The 18,103-nt window shown below is 42.6% G+C and carries 10 protein-coding genes; 1 reads left to right on the top strand and 9 read right to left on the bottom strand.

Features of this window, described 5'->3' with window-relative positions:
• Nucleotides 1–15 precede the first annotated feature (15 nt).
• The 3 genes from RDN93_RS11510 to RDN93_RS11500 form a co-directional block, all read right to left on the bottom strand.
• Nucleotides 16–1,905: a RagB/SusD family nutrient uptake outer membrane protein gene (locus RDN93_RS11510; protein WP_308745669.1), complete on the bottom strand. Its 1,890-nt coding sequence runs from the start codon at nt 1,903–1,905 to the stop codon at nt 16–18.
• A 20-nt stretch (nt 1,906–1,925) separates the two neighbouring features.
• Complete coding sequence (locus RDN93_RS11505) at nt 1,926–5,210, bottom strand: TonB-dependent receptor (protein ID WP_308745668.1); 3,285 nt, start codon at nt 5,208–5,210, stop codon at nt 1,926–1,928.
• Nucleotides 5,211–5,538: 328 nt separating this feature from the next.
• Nucleotides 5,539–6,522: a FecR family protein gene (locus RDN93_RS11500; RefSeq protein ID WP_308745667.1), complete on the bottom strand. Its 984-nt coding sequence runs from the start codon at nt 6,520–6,522 to the stop codon at nt 5,539–5,541.
• Between the two features lie 164 nt (nt 6,523–6,686).
• Between RDN93_RS11500 and RDN93_RS11495 the strand changes: the two genes are divergently transcribed.
• Nucleotides 6,687–7,244, top strand: a complete 558-nt coding sequence (locus tag RDN93_RS11495; protein WP_308745666.1) for an RNA polymerase sigma-70 factor — start codon at nt 6,687–6,689, stop codon at nt 7,242–7,244.
• A gap of 122 nt (nt 7,245–7,366) precedes the next feature.
• Here the strand turns inward: RDN93_RS11495 and RDN93_RS11490 are convergent, their stop codons facing one another.
• The 6 genes from RDN93_RS11490 to RDN93_RS11465 all read right to left on the bottom strand — a co-directional run bounded on the left by RDN93_RS11490 (nt 7,367) and on the right by RDN93_RS11465 (nt 18,025).
• Nucleotides 7,367–8,752, bottom strand: coding sequence for an alpha-L-fucosidase (locus RDN93_RS11490; protein WP_308745665.1), 1,386 nt, complete (start codon nt 8,750–8,752; stop codon nt 7,367–7,369).
• A gap of 86 nt (nt 8,753–8,838) precedes the next feature.
• Nucleotides 8,839–12,858 (bottom strand): glycoside hydrolase family 2 TIM barrel-domain containing protein, encoded by a 4,020-nt coding sequence (locus RDN93_RS11485; RefSeq protein ID WP_308745664.1) that lies wholly within the window; start codon nt 12,856–12,858, stop codon nt 8,839–8,841.
• Between the two features lie 88 nt (nt 12,859–12,946).
• Nucleotides 12,947–13,945 (bottom strand): aldo/keto reductase, encoded by a 999-nt coding sequence (locus tag RDN93_RS11480; protein WP_308745663.1) that lies wholly within the window; start codon nt 13,943–13,945, stop codon nt 12,947–12,949.
• Nucleotides 13,946–14,249: 304 nt separating this feature from the next.
• Nucleotides 14,250–15,737 (bottom strand): MBOAT family protein, encoded by a 1,488-nt coding sequence (locus RDN93_RS11475; RefSeq protein ID WP_308745662.1) that lies wholly within the window; start codon nt 15,735–15,737, stop codon nt 14,250–14,252.
• Complete coding sequence (locus tag RDN93_RS11470) at nt 15,724–16,641, bottom strand: SGNH/GDSL hydrolase family protein (RefSeq protein ID WP_308745661.1); 918 nt, start codon at nt 16,639–16,641, stop codon at nt 15,724–15,726. The genes RDN93_RS11475 and RDN93_RS11470 overlap by 14 nt, the downstream gene beginning before the upstream one ends.
• Nucleotides 16,628–18,025 (bottom strand): SGNH/GDSL hydrolase family protein, encoded by a 1,398-nt coding sequence (locus tag RDN93_RS11465; RefSeq protein ID WP_308745660.1) that lies wholly within the window; start codon nt 18,023–18,025, stop codon nt 16,628–16,630. Before RDN93_RS11465 ends, RDN93_RS11470 begins: the two co-directional genes overlap by 14 nt.
• Between the last annotated feature and the right edge of the window lie 78 nt (nt 18,026–18,103).

The following is an 18,103-nucleotide window of genomic DNA, read 5'->3' as shown; positions in this document are numbered from 1 at the left end:
TATGTCCTGGAAAAATTACTGTCCCCATCCCGGATTCTGCACCAACGCACGATTCCGGTCTATTTCAGATTGCAAAATAGGATACAAATACATTTTATTATCCCAGTAACGCGTCTGGAATAATTTTCGCTCGTAGAAACCTTCGAACTGGAATCCCTGCCCGCCATCATTTGCTTGTACGTTCATGCTATAAATCTTACGATTCTCTTCCTTCTCAAACAGCAAACGACGCTGAAGAGTCCAGAAACGGTCTCCCTCAAAAGCCAACTCAATCTGGCGTTCACGAAGAATCCATTTTCTCATTTCCGCTTTATTGCCAACTGCCTCTGGATAAAGTCGTGTCAACGGATTAGTAATACCGGCACGGCTTCTGATTTCCTGAAAATAGGAGAGAATGTCCGAATGCCCCGGATTGTATTCATTCAACGCTTCAATATAATTCAATAGAATTTCTGCATAACGAATGTGAATATACGGACGATAAGAGGTCTGGTCATTTCTGATGCTCGAAGTGGTGCTGACTCTTTTCGCTACATTGTATCCGGTAAAGTCTACCCGACCGCCTGTCGCTCCTGATTGACCGGAAAGATAATATTCTGCCCTTCCAAATCCATCTTGATTGGCCGCAGAAGAAAAATGGTTGTAGTCATCCGCAGAAATAGCCGATAATACCGGACGAGCGTTATAATGTACAAAAGCATAAAAACGAGGCTCACGATTGACATACATATTATGCTCTCCTTTGCGATACCCACGCTCTATCTCATTGCGAATAGAACCGAAATGGCGTGAATCGTCATTTTGAACAAATCCGACCTCCGTGTAAGAATCATCATCATTGATATCATATCCGTCGGCAGTCAAAAATGCATCCACAATATTCTGAGTGGCATTTGACATACAGAAGCCTTTTGGCCCCGGTGTACAACGTATATCATGACCATACAACCAATTATCACCAGCCATGTGGGTAGCGAAAATTACTTCTGCATGCGTGCCGCTCATGAATAGTTCACGACAAGACAAATAGGGGTCAAAGTTCCTGTCACCGCTTTCCGTATTGCGATAAAGATGATAAATTCCCAAATCCATCACATCTTTTGCCGCATCGGCTGCAAGTTCCCATTTGTGCGGATCGTAAGTTTGTGGAGCTAATAACTGTCCGTCCTTATCTTTAAAATCCTTATAACGGGGCGCTTCAGTTTCACTGCCATTCCATAATTCACTGGCAGCCAGAAGACGTACTTGTGAAATAACTGCTTTGGCAGCTCCTTCAGTCGGACGCCCCAGGTTGGCATTAGAAGACCAAACCGTTGGAAGAACACCATATGTTGACTCCATCAAGCCACAAATATATTCCACACATTGGTCAAAAGGAGTACGTGCATACATATTGAAGTTCTCATCCAATTCCGCCGGTTTTTCACAGATTACAAAAGGTCCGTACAAGCGAAGCAAATTCCAATAGAACCATCCACGGAGAAAACGGGATTCTGCCTTATACTGATTTTTCAGATCCGCACTTACAATATTATCCGGAACACGGTCAATATTAGCTTCAAATGTCAGCGCTTTCTGGATTCCTTGATAATAGTGCCCCCAACGATCCTGAGCATTGTCACCGGGACCATAGTTTCCTTCCACCATTTTACGAACGAACGCACCGGAAAGTACACAAGACGTTTCGTCCGAGAATCCTAAAGTCGTCGGATCATCCGTATTACGCTCTATGTACCCGTATACATTATATAAATATGCTTCTACATCAGAGCGTGTCTGCCAGATTTTATCCGTTGTTTTCAAGTTCTCCGGTTGCTGGTCCAGATAATCACACGAAGCAAGCATGCCTAATGCAGCAACGGAAAACAACCCAATGGTTAATAACCGGTTAATTATATTTTTCATTGTTCTTATCGTTTTATTAGTTAAAATGCAACTCTCATTCCAATTGTCACCATACGTGACAGTGGATATTTAGCACCGTTCGATCCCAATTCCGGATCCCACAACTTGAATTTAGAGAAAGTCAACAGGTTTTGACCTGATAAATAAAAATAAAGATAATCAATGCCTTTAGCTGTCAATGTCTTATTCTCAAGCGTATAACCTAAAGAAGCTTGTTTCAAACGTAAGTAATTTCCGTTTTTCAGCCAATGAGTGCTATTGACATAATTGTTATCCGAAGTGCTGGCTCCCATAGTCATACGCGGATACCAGGCGTCATCACGGGGATTGTCTTCTGTCCAACGGTCCAGTGCCTTGGAAATGATATTTGTCGGGTTCGCTCCCATACCGGCGAAAGGTACAATACCTACACCGTTGGCTCCCCAGCTACCTCCACCAGTATCAATATAAGAACCATTGGCCATTAAAGAGACATCAGCCACTCCTTGGAAAAAGAGAGAAAGATCAAAATTATGATAATTGACATTAACCCCAAATCCATATGACCATGACGGGAAATGTGATTTTCCTAAATAACATTGGTCATTCGGATCAATGACACCGTCACCATTGAGATCTCTATACTTGATGTCACCCGGTGCCAATTCACGCAACTGCTTCGGACTTTTCTCTATCTCCTCATAACTCTGAAAATAACCTTCAGCTACATATCCATAAAATTCACCATAACTGGTACCCTCGCCTTTTTGATAAGCATATTTCATTTGCGGCTCATCCTTGAATACGATTTTGTTTTTGCTATAAGTAGCGTTACCGAAAATACGAAGACCTACTTTCTGAGCAATGCTTGTCTGATATTCAATATTAGCATCAATACCCTGATTGTCCATTTCACCCATGTTAGCATAAATAGCAGCACTTCCGAAACCGGACATAGCAGGCAGAGAAGAACGCTGAATCAAAATGTCCTTACGACGTTCCTTATAATAATCCAGTGTCAGATTGAACTTTCCTCCCAACATCATTTCGATACCAATATTGGTTTTATAGGATTTCTCCCAAGTCAGGCTTTCCGAAGCCAACAAGGTTTCCCTGATACCGCCTACATTATTACCATTCGGTCCGAAACCATAACTATTTCCACCCCCATATTGAGTGAAATATGCAAAACGGTCACCTGTTCCACCAATATTATCGTTACCTACAATACCATAAGATGCACGTAGTTTTAATAAGTCGATATACTTGGCAGCTCCCCTAAAGAACGGTTCGTTAGAGATAACCCATCCCAAAGACGCGGCAGGGAAGAAGCCGAAGCGGTGATTGGGAGCGAAGTTTTCCGAACCTGTATAGGAAGCGTTGACTTCGGCAAGGTAACGGTCTTTCCAGCCATAACTCAAACGACCGGCAATAGCCTGATTACGATACGGAATGGCACCTATTGCAGAGCCGGCCGTAGCCACCATACGGTTACGCATATTATAAAGTAACATACCGCTCACACTATGAGCACCAAAGGTACGGTCATAGGCAATATTAGCTTCCGTATACATCACGCGCTCACCCGTATCACTGTGGTCATACCATAATTCATTCGATCCTTCCCTAATGGGTTTGTTGAATACCAATTCCCCATTGGCATCACGCTGGTTAGTATACCACAAGTCTACGCTACCGGTACGCTTATTATTAAATTCGCTATAACTGTCGAACGAAAAACGGACATAAGCAGAAAGTCCCTTTGTGATGAAGTCCAGTTTCTGGTTCAATGTAAACACCGACTGCAAAGCAGGACGGAACGTATCCGAATATCCAGAGTTCTGGAGCAAGTCCATCGGATTGACACCAGCATTTGCCGGCGGTCCTGCCCAACGTCCATCCGGATAACGTATCGGGAAAGCTACGGGAGAAGCAGCATAAGCTTCGTACCAGATTCTAGAGGCGGAAACACCCGGATAACGTGAATCAACCATCATAGCAGCCAGATTCATCTGCAAAAGCGTAGACTTAGTAATATTTACGTCAATGTTACTACGAAAATCATAACGCTTGTAATCCAGATTCGGATTGAATCCATTCTCTTTCTTTACATTATATTGCCCACCTTGATTATAGAAAGAAGCAGACAGATAATAACGCACCAAGTCACTACCTCCACTGATATTCAAATTGACATTGGAAACTGAAGTCATGTCTTTATAAGCAGCACCAATCCAGTCCACGTTCGGATAGAGATAAGGGTCCAAGCCGGTTTGCGTCTTCAAGATATCTCCGCGACTATAAACCTCACTCTGTCCCGAATTACGACGAGCCTCGTTGTATAGCTGCATATAACCTACCCCATCCAACATATTAGGCACTTTCGTAAAATTCGTAAAGCCAGTCTCCGCCTTAATTGATATTTTAGGCTTACCTACCGTACCGCGTTTCGTGGTAATAATCATTACACCATTAGCACCCTTAGCACCATATACAGCAGTAGCAGAAGCATCTTTCAACAATGAGATACTTACAATATCTTCCGGATCAATATTGTTGTAAGCACCACCGTAAGTAGAGTTCACATCATCGCGCTGCACACCGTCCACAATCACTAACGGTGAAGTGTTTCCTGTAAATGTACTGATACCACGAATAGTGAACGTAGAATTATCATAACCCGGTTCTCCACTAGACTGCACAGAAATTATACCAGCAACTTTTCCTTGTAAAGCGTTACTCAAATTGGCTACCGGAGTTTTCAAACTTCCCATATTTACTGAAGCCACCGACCCTGTCATGGTTACTTTCTTCTGAGCACCATAACCAACTACAACGACTTCCTCCAAAGCTGAAGTTGATTCTTCCAAAGAGATATTGATTGTTGTCTGATTTCCAACCTTTACTACTTTGGGTTCATAGCCCATAAAGCGATATTCCAATTCTGTCTGACCACCAGGAACCGTAATCATATAAAATCCATCGAGATCAGTAATCACACCGGTAGTAGCATTCAACAGCTTTACACTAGCCCCCGGAATAGCTTCACCTGTAGTAGTGGTAACATTACCTTTTATCGTATGCGATTTCTTTGTAACTGCTGACTGTTCTTCTTTTGCCGGAAATAACAGAATTTGCTTTCCTTGCACTTTCCAAGAAACCCCTTTTCCTTTAAAAGCCTGCTCCAAGATAGCATTAATCGGTTGCTTATTGGCAGAAACCGTAATGGGCCGATTCACTTTTACCTGGTTATCTTTGTAAAGAAAAGAATATGCACTTTGATTTTGTACAACCTCCACAAACTGCTTCAGCGTTACATTTTTCACATTTATCGTCAGTAATTCAGATTGTTGCGCCTTAATTTGAACAGGTATAAGAAGTAGTAAAAACAACATTTGCCAGACGCAAAATCTCATCTTCCCCGAAAAAGAAGAAGGCAAAATAAAGCCCTTCATTCCCTTTGGGATTGAAATATTTTTCATAAATTTGCAATTTAAAATTAATAATAGGTTAGAGATTAATTTTAATCTAAAGGATTGGAGAACGGGAATTTTTCAATCCTTTTCTTCATTTTTTTCAGGTAGTGTTCATCATTCTTTCTTTTAGGGTTAGCAATTGTTTTTCAAGTTATTATCTATTAGGCTGCCTATTTTCTTATTGCGGAGTCACTAAATAAGTTCCATCCGGTTGTTGCTGATAATGAATGGGGGTCATTTGATTGATTGTTTCAAAAATATCATCCAGGCTTTGTTCAATATCAAAACGTCCCGAGAATATTTCCTCTTTCAAATCTTCACCCTCAATACGAATCTCTGTATGATAGCGTTTACTTAACATAAACATCACATTTTCCATTTTTTGAGATTCTATATTCATATATTTATCTTTCCAGGTTGTATAAAGTTGCAAATCAACGTGATGAACTTCAATGTCGGCCTGTTGTCTAACACGTCCCATCTCCCCCGGACGCAAAATCACCCCCTTATTTGTGTCGTGGCGTTCGTTCAATTGAACGGAACCGGACTCCAATACAACTTCCGCCATCTTTTCCGACTTCGATACCTTCACATCAAAACGGGTACCCAGTACCTTTACTTCCACTACATCAGTAATTACCTGAAAAGTTCTTCCACCATCTTTCTTTACATCAAAAAATGCTTCACCTTCCAAATATACTTCCCGATCGCGAGCAGACAATTTATCCGGATACTTCAATCTTGAACCTCCACCTAACCAAACTTTTGAATTGTCCGGAAGTGTAAAGAGCAAGGCTTCTTTTCCCTGATTCATTACAATCAACATATCCGGCCTGCTCCATACCTGATAACCCAGAAGTTCTCCTAAGACAAATAAAGTAGCAATACAAGCTGCAACAGCATAACGACGGATAATGAACATCGGACGATGTCTCTTTTCTGTTTTCATGCCGGCTTCAACTTTATCCCAAGTCCGACTCATTGTTTCCTCAAGCAAATGAGTATCCATTTTCACCTGTGATTCATCCACTAACCGGGAAGCACGATGCAACGAGGCATCTTCCTTCAACAGCCGTTCTAATGCATTTTCCTCATCTTTGCTCAAGGAATGATCAGTCCTCTTAGCAAGCAAGTCCCATATATTACTATTCTCTTTCATCATCTTATTGAGTATTATTAAGCGCTTCTATATATAAAGACAGAAATAAAATTAAAAATACGTAGCTTTAATAAAATAAAAAGTTATTTTTGCAGATAAATTTTGTTAATAGACGCTTCTACATATCAACAAATCATTTTAATCATTTTATAACCAATTAGTTAGCCATGTCTCAAGAGAAAGATGACATAACTTATCTATTACAACAAATCAGTGAAGGAAACTCTTCCTGTTTTGAAAAGATGTATAAGCGATATTTTAAAAAGTGTTATTCCATTGCATTGTATTTCGTTCAGTCGACTTCTTCAGCCGAAGATGTACTATCTGATGTTTTTCTTACTCTGTGGAATAAACGCGAGAACCTGAAAGAAGTGAAAGACTGGGATTCTTATTTATTCATAACGGTTAAAAACCACGCTATCACATTCCTGGAAAAGAATCGCCAGGATAATCTAAGTTCTATCGACCAATTTACAATAGAGATAGCGGGAAACGAACTTACTCCGGAAGAGAAACTGCTTAAAAAAGATATGGAAGAAAGTATGCAGCAAGCTATCCGGCAATTGCCTGAGAAAACCAGAATCGTTTATTGTATGGCTAAAGAAGAACATATGAGCTATAAGCAGATCAGCGAAGCACTGGATATATCTGAAAGAACTGTCAACACACACATGACAACCGCCATCCGCAGACTGACGGAAAGTCTAAAAAGATACTTTAGATAAATCCATGCAAATTCCTAAAAAATAATTGTACATTCGTCCTGTCAGTTATAAAAAAACGACGGAGAAAAACGATCTTCTCCGCCGATTTATTCACGCTTCTGCCTTTTGCTCTCCCAGCTACATCATTTCGCAGGCGTAAAAGCAATAGCCAGTGATTCTTGCTTGATTCCCTTTGGTAAAGTTACTTTTACTCGCTCACCCTCAATACTATATTTCATCCTTTGCCCATTCTGTAAAAGAATCATTTTACCTTTTGGCAGATTTCCTGTCCACTCTATCGTTTCAGGCAACTGCCCATTTTCCGGTAGCAGATAAATAGCATAACGGTTCTTACCATCCTTGGCGGCAGTAAACCAAACATTTCCGTCATGAAAAACAGGTGTCGGACGTGTACCGTAAATAGCCTTACCATTCGGACGCAACCACGCTCCTATTTGATGAAGGCAAGCAACCACTTCATCGTCAATTGTACCTTTAGCAGTTGGACCGACTCCTAAAAGGAAGTTTCCTCCCTTTGCCACAGTTTCCACCAATGTAGCAATAATTGTGCTGGCAGATTTACATGGAGAACCCTCGACATGACTCCAGTGGTTTGTCAAAGTCATGCAAGTTTCCCAAGGAGATAATGTTTGTTTTTCCAAAAGAGATTGCTCCGGAGTACGATAATTTTCATTCCGTCCCGGTATAGTTCTATCTACAACCAACAAATGCGGTTGTGCACGACGCGCATTATCTGCTATTTCATCCATATTGATATCCTGGTCCGGAGCACACACCCAACCGCCGTCCAACCATAAAATATCTACATGACCATAGTTCGTCATTAACTCATTAATCTGACGTGCAGTATAATCACAGAATCTCTTCCAACGCTCCGGATATTTCTTGATATCATAATTCACATTCCGATCTGGGGTTGCCCAATAAGGACACCAATAATCCTCACAGTGCCAGTCCGGTTTAGAAAAATAAGCCCCAATCATAAAATCTTTCTTTCGGAAAGCATCCCAGACATGACGAGTAACGTCTTTCAGAGGATTATTCTTAAAGGCTCCTTTAGCAATAGTAAAATCAGTCTCTTTGCTGTCGTACATACAAAAACCGTCATGATGCTTCGTTGTAAACACAACATACTTCATTCCTGCATCTTCCATAATCTCCGCCCAACGTTCCGGAGCAAACTGAGTAGGATTAAACGAATCTTTCAATCCCCAATACCACCTTTTGTATTCATCATAGGACATATTATCAGGACGCGAAATCCATTCACGATCTTCCGAACTAAGTGTCCAGGACTCCATGATACCAGGCTCCGAATATATCCCCCAATGGAAAATGACTCCGAATTTCTGGTCCTGCCATTTATCAAGATTCTGTAAGACAGCGGGTTCCGTAGGCCATACATAGCCGTCAGACGTTTCATGTACAAAACTCTGTGCAAAGCCGGTGGTAGTCAGCACTGCACACAATGCAGTGGTAACCGTCAAAAGTTTAAATGTACTTTTCATATTTCACTTTTTTTCAAAATGCCTCAAAAGGCAAGGTTATATAATAATAGGTTAGAATAATTCATCAGTTATACAATAACTTGTTGTCAATTCTCCAAAATTGTTATTTCAGCTCCGGAAGCATAGTCTTGTCCCCGCTGCTCACTCAAAGCAGTAAAACGGATATAACGAACCTTTACCGGCCGGGCAAACAAGACTTTCTTTTCATTGAGATTATTCTCAAATGTACCTTCCCGAATAGGAGTACCCCAATTCTTGCCATCCAAACTTACATGAACCGTGTAATCCTTCACATTACCATTGTCCACATCGTGACGTGGCAGATAAGTAAAGCCCTTTATTTCCTTAATTTCACCTACATCCAAATCTACCCAATGTGGATGCTTGGCAACTGTGACAGAATACATCGTATGCCAAATAGTATTCGGATCACCATCCACAAGATGAGAAGCATTGCCTTCACCCGGTTCCTGACTACTGGCATATATCACATTCACCGGAATACTCTCTAATTTTGTGAATACCGCATTGCTCTTTATCATAGGAGCATGTTTATACCAAGCTGAAACAGTTCCACCATCACGCAAAAGAACCGGTGATTCGTATTCTTGAACCTTGCCTCCATTTACAGTATACTGAATAGCCGTTGCTTTCTGACCGGATGTAATCTCCACTGTTCCGACACGGTCACGAGTTATAGACAGGGGAAGCTCCCCGGAAGGTGCTACACAGGCGATAGCGGATAAATCCGCACCCGACGGCCGGATGATGAATCCCATATTATGATGTCCGGCATACACACAGTCTTTCGTCAGAGGAATCGGGCCACAGCTATTTCCCCCTAATCCTGTTACGGCACAATCCAGATATAAATACGTATCACCTGCTGCAGGTAATTGATATGGATGAGATGCCAAAACCATATCCAAAGACGAATAAGGCAAAGCAGAAACTGACAACCGGTCGGTAGCGATAAAAACAGCCCCCTTGTGTTGAGAATCGGTCAATGCACACCAACGTACGTCTTCATGGTTACCCATATTCTGCGGTTTAGGGAAATTAATGAATTCATCGGCAACCCTACTTTTATGTATTTCTATAAATTGACTGCTCTTACGGTCGGAATAATTATCAATAGGACCACGACCATAATATGTGAAATTTTCAAATTTACGGGGTACTTTCATCACATAACCCAAACGCGGCAAAACTAAATTCGGCTGATTGGAAGTTATACTGGCTTCCAACTCAATAGAGCCATCTTGATAGACTGTCCATATCTGATTCGTAACAAACTTAAAATCTTCACTTTCAAAAGGTCTATCGGAACGCTCCTCAATCCGGTTCTTGCCGGAATACATACCTCCACCGATAAACGCACCATTAGGAGCCTGTGACTCTACCGCAAAAGATAATATGACCGCCCCATTTTCCTGCGCTTGTATATAATGACTGATTACCTTATGTCTCAGATTATGCAGACCGTTTTCGAACCAGGAAGAGAAGAACCAATTATCATTGTTAACGAAAGCTCTCAAAGCATTTAATTCAGGTCCGTCCCCTTCTGTTATGACAAACCCATCATTATATTTCAAGCTATAGATGCTTCCGGTAGATTTGTCGAACGCTACTTCGAATCCGGTTCCCTTGACAGATACGATATTATCGCCCGACTTTACACCGGAAAGTTCCAGGTTCTTCCCGAATGAGGCTACTTTACTTATCTCCGGACGGTTACCGGCCTCTTTTATCCGGAACTGTTCTTCCGCTACCACATAATCTTTGTCTGCCCAAGGCATCTTTTCTTTCAAGCAGAATTGAATCTTCAAAAAATACTCTGATTGTTCTGACAAATATTGACTCCCATATGGAACGGTAATAAGTTTTTTCGTCCGCGGAGCCAGGTTTCCCAAGTCTACGATAGCTGATTTTATTTTGTTTCCATTCTCATAAAGCGACCAAGTCACAAGATAGTCTGCAAGATCTTTAAAATAGTATTTATTAAAAACTTCCAATATCCCTTTTTGTATATCAACAGCTTTTACTCCTATATGCTGATATACTTTCTTTACTTCATAATATTGAGGTTTAGGCTCCAAATCACCGAACATGATTCCATTCATAACAAATTGTCCGTCATTAGGCACATCTCCAAAATCACCGCCATAAGCCAGATAACGAGTTCCGGTTGCCGGGTCATAGTTATATAAAGACTGGTCTACCCAATCCCAGATAGCACCTCCGCACAGAAAATTAGTTGATTCAATCGCTTCCCAATAGTCGGCCAGATTACCGCAGGCATTCCCCATTGAATGTGCATACTCGGAAATATGAAACGGATATTTAATATCATACTTCCCCTGTGCCGCTCCACTAACCCAATCTACGGAAGGGTATTGATTGGACCCCATATCAACTATATCATTGTTTCGTTCATACTGGACAGGACGCGAAGCATCAAACTTCTTCAACGCCCGATAAGCAGAGACGAAGTTATTTCCCGGACCGCCCTCATTGCCTAATGACCAAATCACAACAGACGGATTATTAACATTACTATGCACCATTTCCATTACACGTGCAATGTGAGCTTTCTCCCATTCTATCGGATGAGAGAGAGAAGCTTCTTCATAACGGAATTCATGTGACTCCAGATTAGCCTCATCTTCCAGATAAATTCCGTATTTATTGCAGAGATGATACCAATAAGGGTCGTCCGGATAATGGGAGTTGCGCACATGATTAATATTGGCACGCTTCATCAGCATAATTTCCTTTTCCATTGTCTCCCGCGAAACGGCGTGTCCTGTAGCCGGACTGGATTCATGACGATTTACGCCTTTCAACTTCACAGTCTTACCATTAATATAATAATATCGCCCGGCCAACCCGAACTCATCTTCCGAAGCCGGCGTATCCCTGATTTCCACCTTACGAAAACCGACAACTGTTGAAACCGTCTCTACCGTCCGGTTCTTTTTGTCTTTCAACTCCGCTACCAATGTATAGCAATAGGGAAACTCAGCCGACCACTTCTGAGGCGTTTTCACTTGAAATATAGTTTGTACATTTGTTGATTTTCCCGGTACAACTTCTTGAACGACCGTTGACAACCAATCGCCCACCAGCGTATTCTCGTCAGAATATAGTTTATTGGCATACAGTGAATAATAAATCTTATAGTTTTTAGCTATCTTCTTATCAAGATTCCGAATTTCGGCATTAATCGTCAAAGAGCCGTCCGACAAATTCTTATCCAAGTCGGGAATAGCGACCAAATCACGGATGTGAACCTTTGGAACTGAATGCAGAGACACTGTGCGAAAGATTCCCGGAAGACGGAACATATCCTGAGCTTCCAAAAATGAACCGTCAGAATTACGATATACTTCGGCAGCTACTACGTTTTTACCTTTTTGCAAGTAGGAAGTAATATTAAAACTAGCTGTATTACGGGAGTTTTTGGAGAAACCTACATATTGGCCATTAATCCAAAGATAGAAGAAAGAGTCTACACCATCAAAATTGATGAAAACCTCACGTTCCTCCCAGTCTTGCGGGATATCAAACTCACGACGATAAGAGCCGACTTCGTTGCGATGCTTATAAGTAGTCCAATGAGTTGGCGGAATACGCATTACTCCATTTTTCCAATCACCGATTTCGACATGCTGTACGAAGATAACTGATTGGTTCACATAAACAGGGGTTCCGTACTTCTGGCTTCCGTCTTTCTGAATTCCATAAATATTCCAATTGGAAGGAACAGAAATCAAATCCCAGGAACTGACATCAAATTCTGGCTGATAAAATTCTTTCGGACGCATATCCGGTTCAGGCGCCCAATGGAATTTCCAATCTCCATTCAGAGATTTCCAGTATCTACTGTTTTCCGGTAGTACTTTCCGAGCACTCTCAAGATCGGCGAAAGAAAAGAAATAAGCATGCGGCTGCTCCTTGTTCAATGCCAATTGTTCAGGGGATTCCCATTCGTTTCCATTGGGAGCAGTTGTTGATGCATAAGCAAAACCTTTTAAAGGTTCGTCTGCCAGAGTTTGTATAGTCAATATGCTATACAATACAGTAGTTAACAAAATTTTGTGCATGGTATTTTTCAGGTTGTTCTGATAATAAAGACACAGATATTCTGTTAAATACGTAGTTGGGATAATAAAAAACTTTTTAAGCAGTATGTTACAAGATCCGTTCTATCTCCTTCAACTCCTCTGCTGTAAACTCCAAATGTTCCAATGCTTTCAGATTGTCCGCCAACTGATTGACAGAGCTTGCACCCACAATCACCGAAGTCATCCGTTCATCTTTCAGCACCCACGCCAATGCCATTTCTGCCAATGTCTGACCACGACGACGAGCGATTTCATTCAACTGCCGGACAACTTCTATCTTTTCAGGAGTTACTTGCGAACGTTGAAGGAAACCGGAAGAGCGTGCAGCCCGTGAGCCTTCCGGAATGCCGTTTAAGTATTTATCAGTCAGCAAGCCTTGCGCCAAAGGTGAAAAGGCGATAAAACCGGAACCAAATTCGGCAGCCAATGGAAGGGTTTCAGCCTCTACTGCACGGTCGAACATACTATAACGATACTGGCTGATAAGACAAGGCACACCTGGGTCCGCCATCATTTCGTAGGCAACGCGCGCTTGTTCGGGTGGATATTTGGATATTCCGATATAAAGAGCTTTGCCTTGCTTTACAATATCAATCAATGTCCGGATAGTTTCTTCTACCGGAGTTACTCCGTCATAACGATGGCTATAAAAGATATCAAAATACTCCAACCCCGTGCGACGGAGACTTTGGTCAATACTTGCCATCAGATTTTTACGGGAACTATTGCCACCATAAGGACCCGCCCACATTTCATGCCCGGCTTTGGATGAGATGATCATCTCATCCCGATAACCCTGGAAATTCTCTTTCAGAATCCGTCCGAAGTTTGTTTCCGCACTTCCGGGAACAGGACCGTAGTTATTTGCCAAATCAAAATGAGTGATGCCGTGGTCGAAAGCATACTTTATCATCTCAGTCGACACACTAAAATCGTCCACACTGCCGAAATTGTGCCACAATCCCAAAGAGATAAGAGGTAACTGCAATCCGCTCTTGCCGCAATATTTATACTGCATCCGTTCATAACGGTCGGGTGCCGGTTGATAGGTGAATGAATTATCCATATGATTAACGATTTATATTTCCTCTTACAAAGAAAGGAAAAATATGCCAAACAATATCCCAACTAATCAATGAAATGGCTCGTTGTCCTACATTAACCAATCCACTCATCTAGAGGAAGTTTTTGTTTCATGCCTTGAAACTATTTGTTTCTCGGTGTGAAACGATTAGTTTCTCGGTGTGAAACAGTTGGTTTCTCGGTGTGAAACTATTAGTTTCAAACGCATATGAAACTTTTTGTTCCAAGCAACCGGAAACTAAAATCCCCGTCAATGGAGCAAATGATCAGCCTGCATGAAAGAAACTTTAGAACTGGAAGTAAATGAACGGCTGAATCTCCGAACTCTTCATTTGAATGACTACATAAATCAAAACGACCATCATCAGCGCTTTTCCTACAAACGGCATACGAATAACGCCCCGGCATACCGCATTTTCCCAACTATCGGGTGCAAAATGAAGCAGGAAGCCGAGCAGCATCAATGCAAAGACCTTCCAGTAACCTTCCAGCAATTGAGGAAATAGTTGAGGGCGAAAAGTGGTGAATATCTGTTTCAGCATATCCATCGAGTTTTGGAAATCTGCGTTACGGAAGAATATCCAACAGAAGCATACGAAATGGAAAGTGATGATTACACCGAATATACGACGCCAGCCGTGACTTTCCTCGCCTTTCCTGCGACCAGTGATTGTCATCCACATTTTGTGCAATGCCAAAGCGATACCGTGGAATGTCCCCCAAAGTACGAAATTCCAGGATGCCCCGTGCCATAATCCGCCTAAAAACATGGTGATTATCAGATTCATGTATTGACGAAACTTCCCTTTCCGGTTTCCGCCTAAGGATATATACAGATAATCTTTCAGCCAACTGGAGAGAGAAATATGCCAACGCCGCCAGAATTCGGTTATGGAAGCGGACTTATAAGGAGAATTGAAATTCAGATTGAAATGGAAACCCAACAGCAGAGCAATACCGATAGCCATGTCACTATATCCTGAGAAGTCGCAGTAAATCTGCAAAGCATACCCATAAAGTCCCATCAGATTCTCGACTCCCGAATAGAGAGTAGGATTATCGAAGATACGTTCTACAAAGTTGACGCTGATATAATCGGAAATAATCGCTTTCTTGAACAAGCCGGAGAAAATCAGGAAGATGCCTCGCCCGAACATCTCCTGCGAGACAAAGAGGGGTTTCCGTATCTGCGGGATAAAGTCGCGTGCACGAACGATAGGCCCTGCAACCAACTGCGGAAAGAAAGATACATAGAAAGCATAGTCCAGCAGGTTGGTCAGTGGTTTTATATCTTTCCGGTAGACATCGATGGTATAACTCAATGATTGGAAAGTAAAGAAAGAGATGCCGACAGGCAGAAAGATGTCGAGTGCCGTAAACTCCCCTCCCATCAGCGATGCAATGACTCCGCCCAGGAAATTGGTGTATTTAAAATACGCAAGAAGTCCCAGATTAATCCCCAGACTCAAAGTTACCAATCCTTTACGTTTCCAATGTCCCCCGGTACGAGCCATAAGTTGTGCAAGAAAAAAGTCGGCAACAGTGACTATGGCAAGCAGAAAAAAGTAAGTGCCACTACTCTTATAGTAGAAATAATAGGAAAAAAGGGTGACAAACAAGATACGGGCGGTATATTTATGTTGCAACAACACGTACACTACCATAAAAGCAGCAAACAGCCAAAGAAAGATACCACTGCTGAATATCATCGGCGCTTGCGGGTCGTAGGTAAATACCTCTTTTAGTCTACTGAAATCTATATCAATGGGAAACATAATCGTTATATGCTTTGATTAAGGCCTGGTATAATAAATTCCCCTGAAGGATGTATCCTTCGGGTAAATAATGCACATGATCGGGACGCATCAGCTTGGCTTCCGTCCAGTTGGTGCAGGCACGGCGTTTGCCACCGACTACATCATACATATCCCACACCAGCAGGCGGTTATTCCTTGCATAGCGACGGATCGTTTCTGCGGCTGTCACCGTACGGGGATTAATGGCATAAGTACGCCTGCGCTTTCTTTGCCGGAAACTTTCATACGAACCCGGCGGAGTAGTGAGAAGAACAGGTACATTGGGGAGACTGTCGCGCAGAAGCTTGACAAGTTCATCCATTTGGTTGTAATGCACATTGATATTATAACGCCGGTTATGACTTTCATTCGTTCCGAAAGAAAGAATCAGCATTTCGGGTTTCAAGGCCACGATTTCGGCAATACGGTCAGGATGGGTAAAAGTGAGACAGGTAGCTCCGTTCACTCCTTTATCAATATAAGAGACAGCACCGAAAGTCTCGGCCAGACGGGCTCCGGTAGTCTGCGGATAGATATGCCCGCGCACATGGCTGTCACCGATATGAACGATACGAACCGTATCTTCGGACAATCCGGCACGCACCTGGCGGAGATGTTCAAAAACGGGAGACAACAAACCTATACTGTCGATAATCTCATTTCGTCCGGTTTCGCGGAAAACTGTCGGGAAAGAGACTTGCGCGGAAATGGTATCGTTTGTCCAGGTCATTTCCCGCAAAGGTTTGATTTTTTTTAAAGTCTTGCCTAATGGCGGGCAGGCAGGGATACGGTCTTGTGCTGTTATCTTTGAAAGAGAACAAGGAACAATAAGAATTCCTGCCAGCATAAGCATAAAGACAGACAGTAGGTTATTCTTTCTCATAATCTCTTCTCCTGTCATATTGTTTCTTACCGTATATCAATGTCTCATAAAGCAGCCCTGCCAGATGTTTGCCACCCCGGAAGTTTATATGCGTATAGTCGTAGTTTGCCATAGACGGTTTGGCATGAACCAGTTTCGCCATACTGCCCTCGCCGCCCATTGCTTCGAACATATTCCAAAAAGCGATACCGCTTTCGGCGGCAATATTCTGTTGATAACGAATCAGGTTCTTGACGCCCGGCATGGTGCGAAAGTCGCCGTTCTCGTTCTTATAGTCACGGTCGCCGACACTCAACAGCAGGATTCCGGCTTGGGGGAAACACGTTTTCAGATGTTCGATAGCTGTCAGCAGTCCTTTTTGATAGTTATCGTAGTTACGTCCGCGTTCGGTAGCGACGTTCAGACCGTATTCAAGAATTATCAAGTCGTAGGGGCGCTGGCGATTAAACTCTTTCAGCATTTGTTGCGGAATGCCACGCAGGGAAAGCCCGGAACTGCCACGCAACGAGAAGTTATCGAGAATGATACCTTGCTTTCCATCCATTGCCAGACCATAGAAAAGCGTGGAGTCAGTACGGTTTACCGTCCAGCGGATGGAGCCGATACGTCCGTTTACTTGAATTTCCTGTAAACCGCCGGAAGGTGCCAGTGCATAATTTCTGTTGTCTCCTTTGTTCACACGGGCAGAGAGATGAACGGAATCTTTATTATAAAAGAAGATAGAAGCACGCTGGCAGGTATCAAGCAGCGAAGCGTATTTGCTCTGTCCGCGTAACTCCACATAAGCTCCATTCCGGGGAACGAAATAATGACCGGAGATGCCTTGTTTTTTCCTGTCGAAGTAGACACTGTCCGTCACTGCGTGGCTCGCCCATCCGCCGAACTGATGCCGTACCGTAGGACGATAACCGCTTGTCATGGAAGTGATGGTGACAAAACCTACTCCACAACCACCAAATCGTTTCTGAAGCATTTCGCGCAGGTCGGCGGTAAAAATATCCGCTTCAATAAAGGAGTCGCCGAATACGGCAATACGTACCAAGCGGTCATCGGAGCCGGAAGCCCCGGAAGAGAGACGGTCGAGAGCTTCATAAAAAGGAGCCATGCCACGACGGGTGGAGTCGCTGTAATCTTCAATACAGGTCATACCTGCACGGCAAGTATCTACAAAAACCGGCTTTACTACGGGTGGCAGAGGAATGCTGTCCGAATCCGCTACGGCTGCGTCCGTGTCCGGATAACGAAGGTCACTTAAAAGGTCTACACGCCTCATCGTGTGCCCGTCAATGATGATGACCGGAAGCCAGTGCAGCCCCAACAGGGCTGCAAACACAACCAGCACAAACCACAACGAATATTTCAAATAATTCTTTATAATCTCCATAATGTTCCTAAATCCCAAAACGACCGCAAAGATAGATAAAAGCCATAAAAAGAAAGGAGAATCTACATTATTTATTAG

This window comes from uncultured Bacteroides sp. (assembly GCF_902491285.1).
In the GTDB taxonomy this organism is placed as follows: Bacteria; Bacteroidota; Bacteroidia; order Bacteroidales; family Bacteroidaceae; genus Bacteroides.
The sequence above is the reverse complement of the archived record's forward strand: the minus strand, read 5'-3'. Positions and strand labels throughout refer to the sequence as shown.

What these genes read in the sequence shown, in the direction of transcription:
- RDN93_RS11465 (WP_308745660.1), bottom strand. Translation starts at nt 18,025, where the DNA reads ATGGAGATTATAAAGAATTATTTGAAATATTCGTTGTGGTTTGTGCTG.
- RDN93_RS11490 (WP_308745665.1), bottom strand. Translation starts at nt 8,752, where the DNA reads ATGAAAAGTACATTTAAACTTTTGACGGTTACCACTGCATTGTGTGCA.
- RDN93_RS11500 (WP_308745667.1), bottom strand. Translation starts at nt 6,522, where the DNA reads ATGATGAAAGAGAATAGTAATATATGGGACTTGCTTGCTAAGAGGACT.
- RDN93_RS11495 (WP_308745666.1), top strand. Translation starts at nt 6,687, where the DNA reads ATGTCTCAAGAGAAAGATGACATAACTTATCTATTACAACAAATCAGT.
- RDN93_RS11475 (WP_308745662.1), bottom strand. Translation starts at nt 15,737, where the DNA reads ATGTTTCCCATTGATATAGATTTCAGTAGACTAAAAGAGGTATTTACC.
- RDN93_RS11510 (WP_308745669.1), bottom strand. Translation starts at nt 1,905, where the DNA reads ATGAAAAATATAATTAACCGGTTATTAACCATTGGGTTGTTTTCCGTT.
- RDN93_RS11470 (WP_308745661.1), bottom strand. Translation starts at nt 16,641, where the DNA reads ATGAGAAAGAATAACCTACTGTCTGTCTTTATGCTTATGCTGGCAGGA.
- RDN93_RS11480 (WP_308745663.1), bottom strand. Translation starts at nt 13,945, where the DNA reads ATGGATAATTCATTCACCTATCAACCGGCACCCGACCGTTATGAACGG.
- RDN93_RS11485 (WP_308745664.1), bottom strand. Translation starts at nt 12,858, where the DNA reads ATGCACAAAATTTTGTTAACTACTGTATTGTATAGCATATTGACTATA.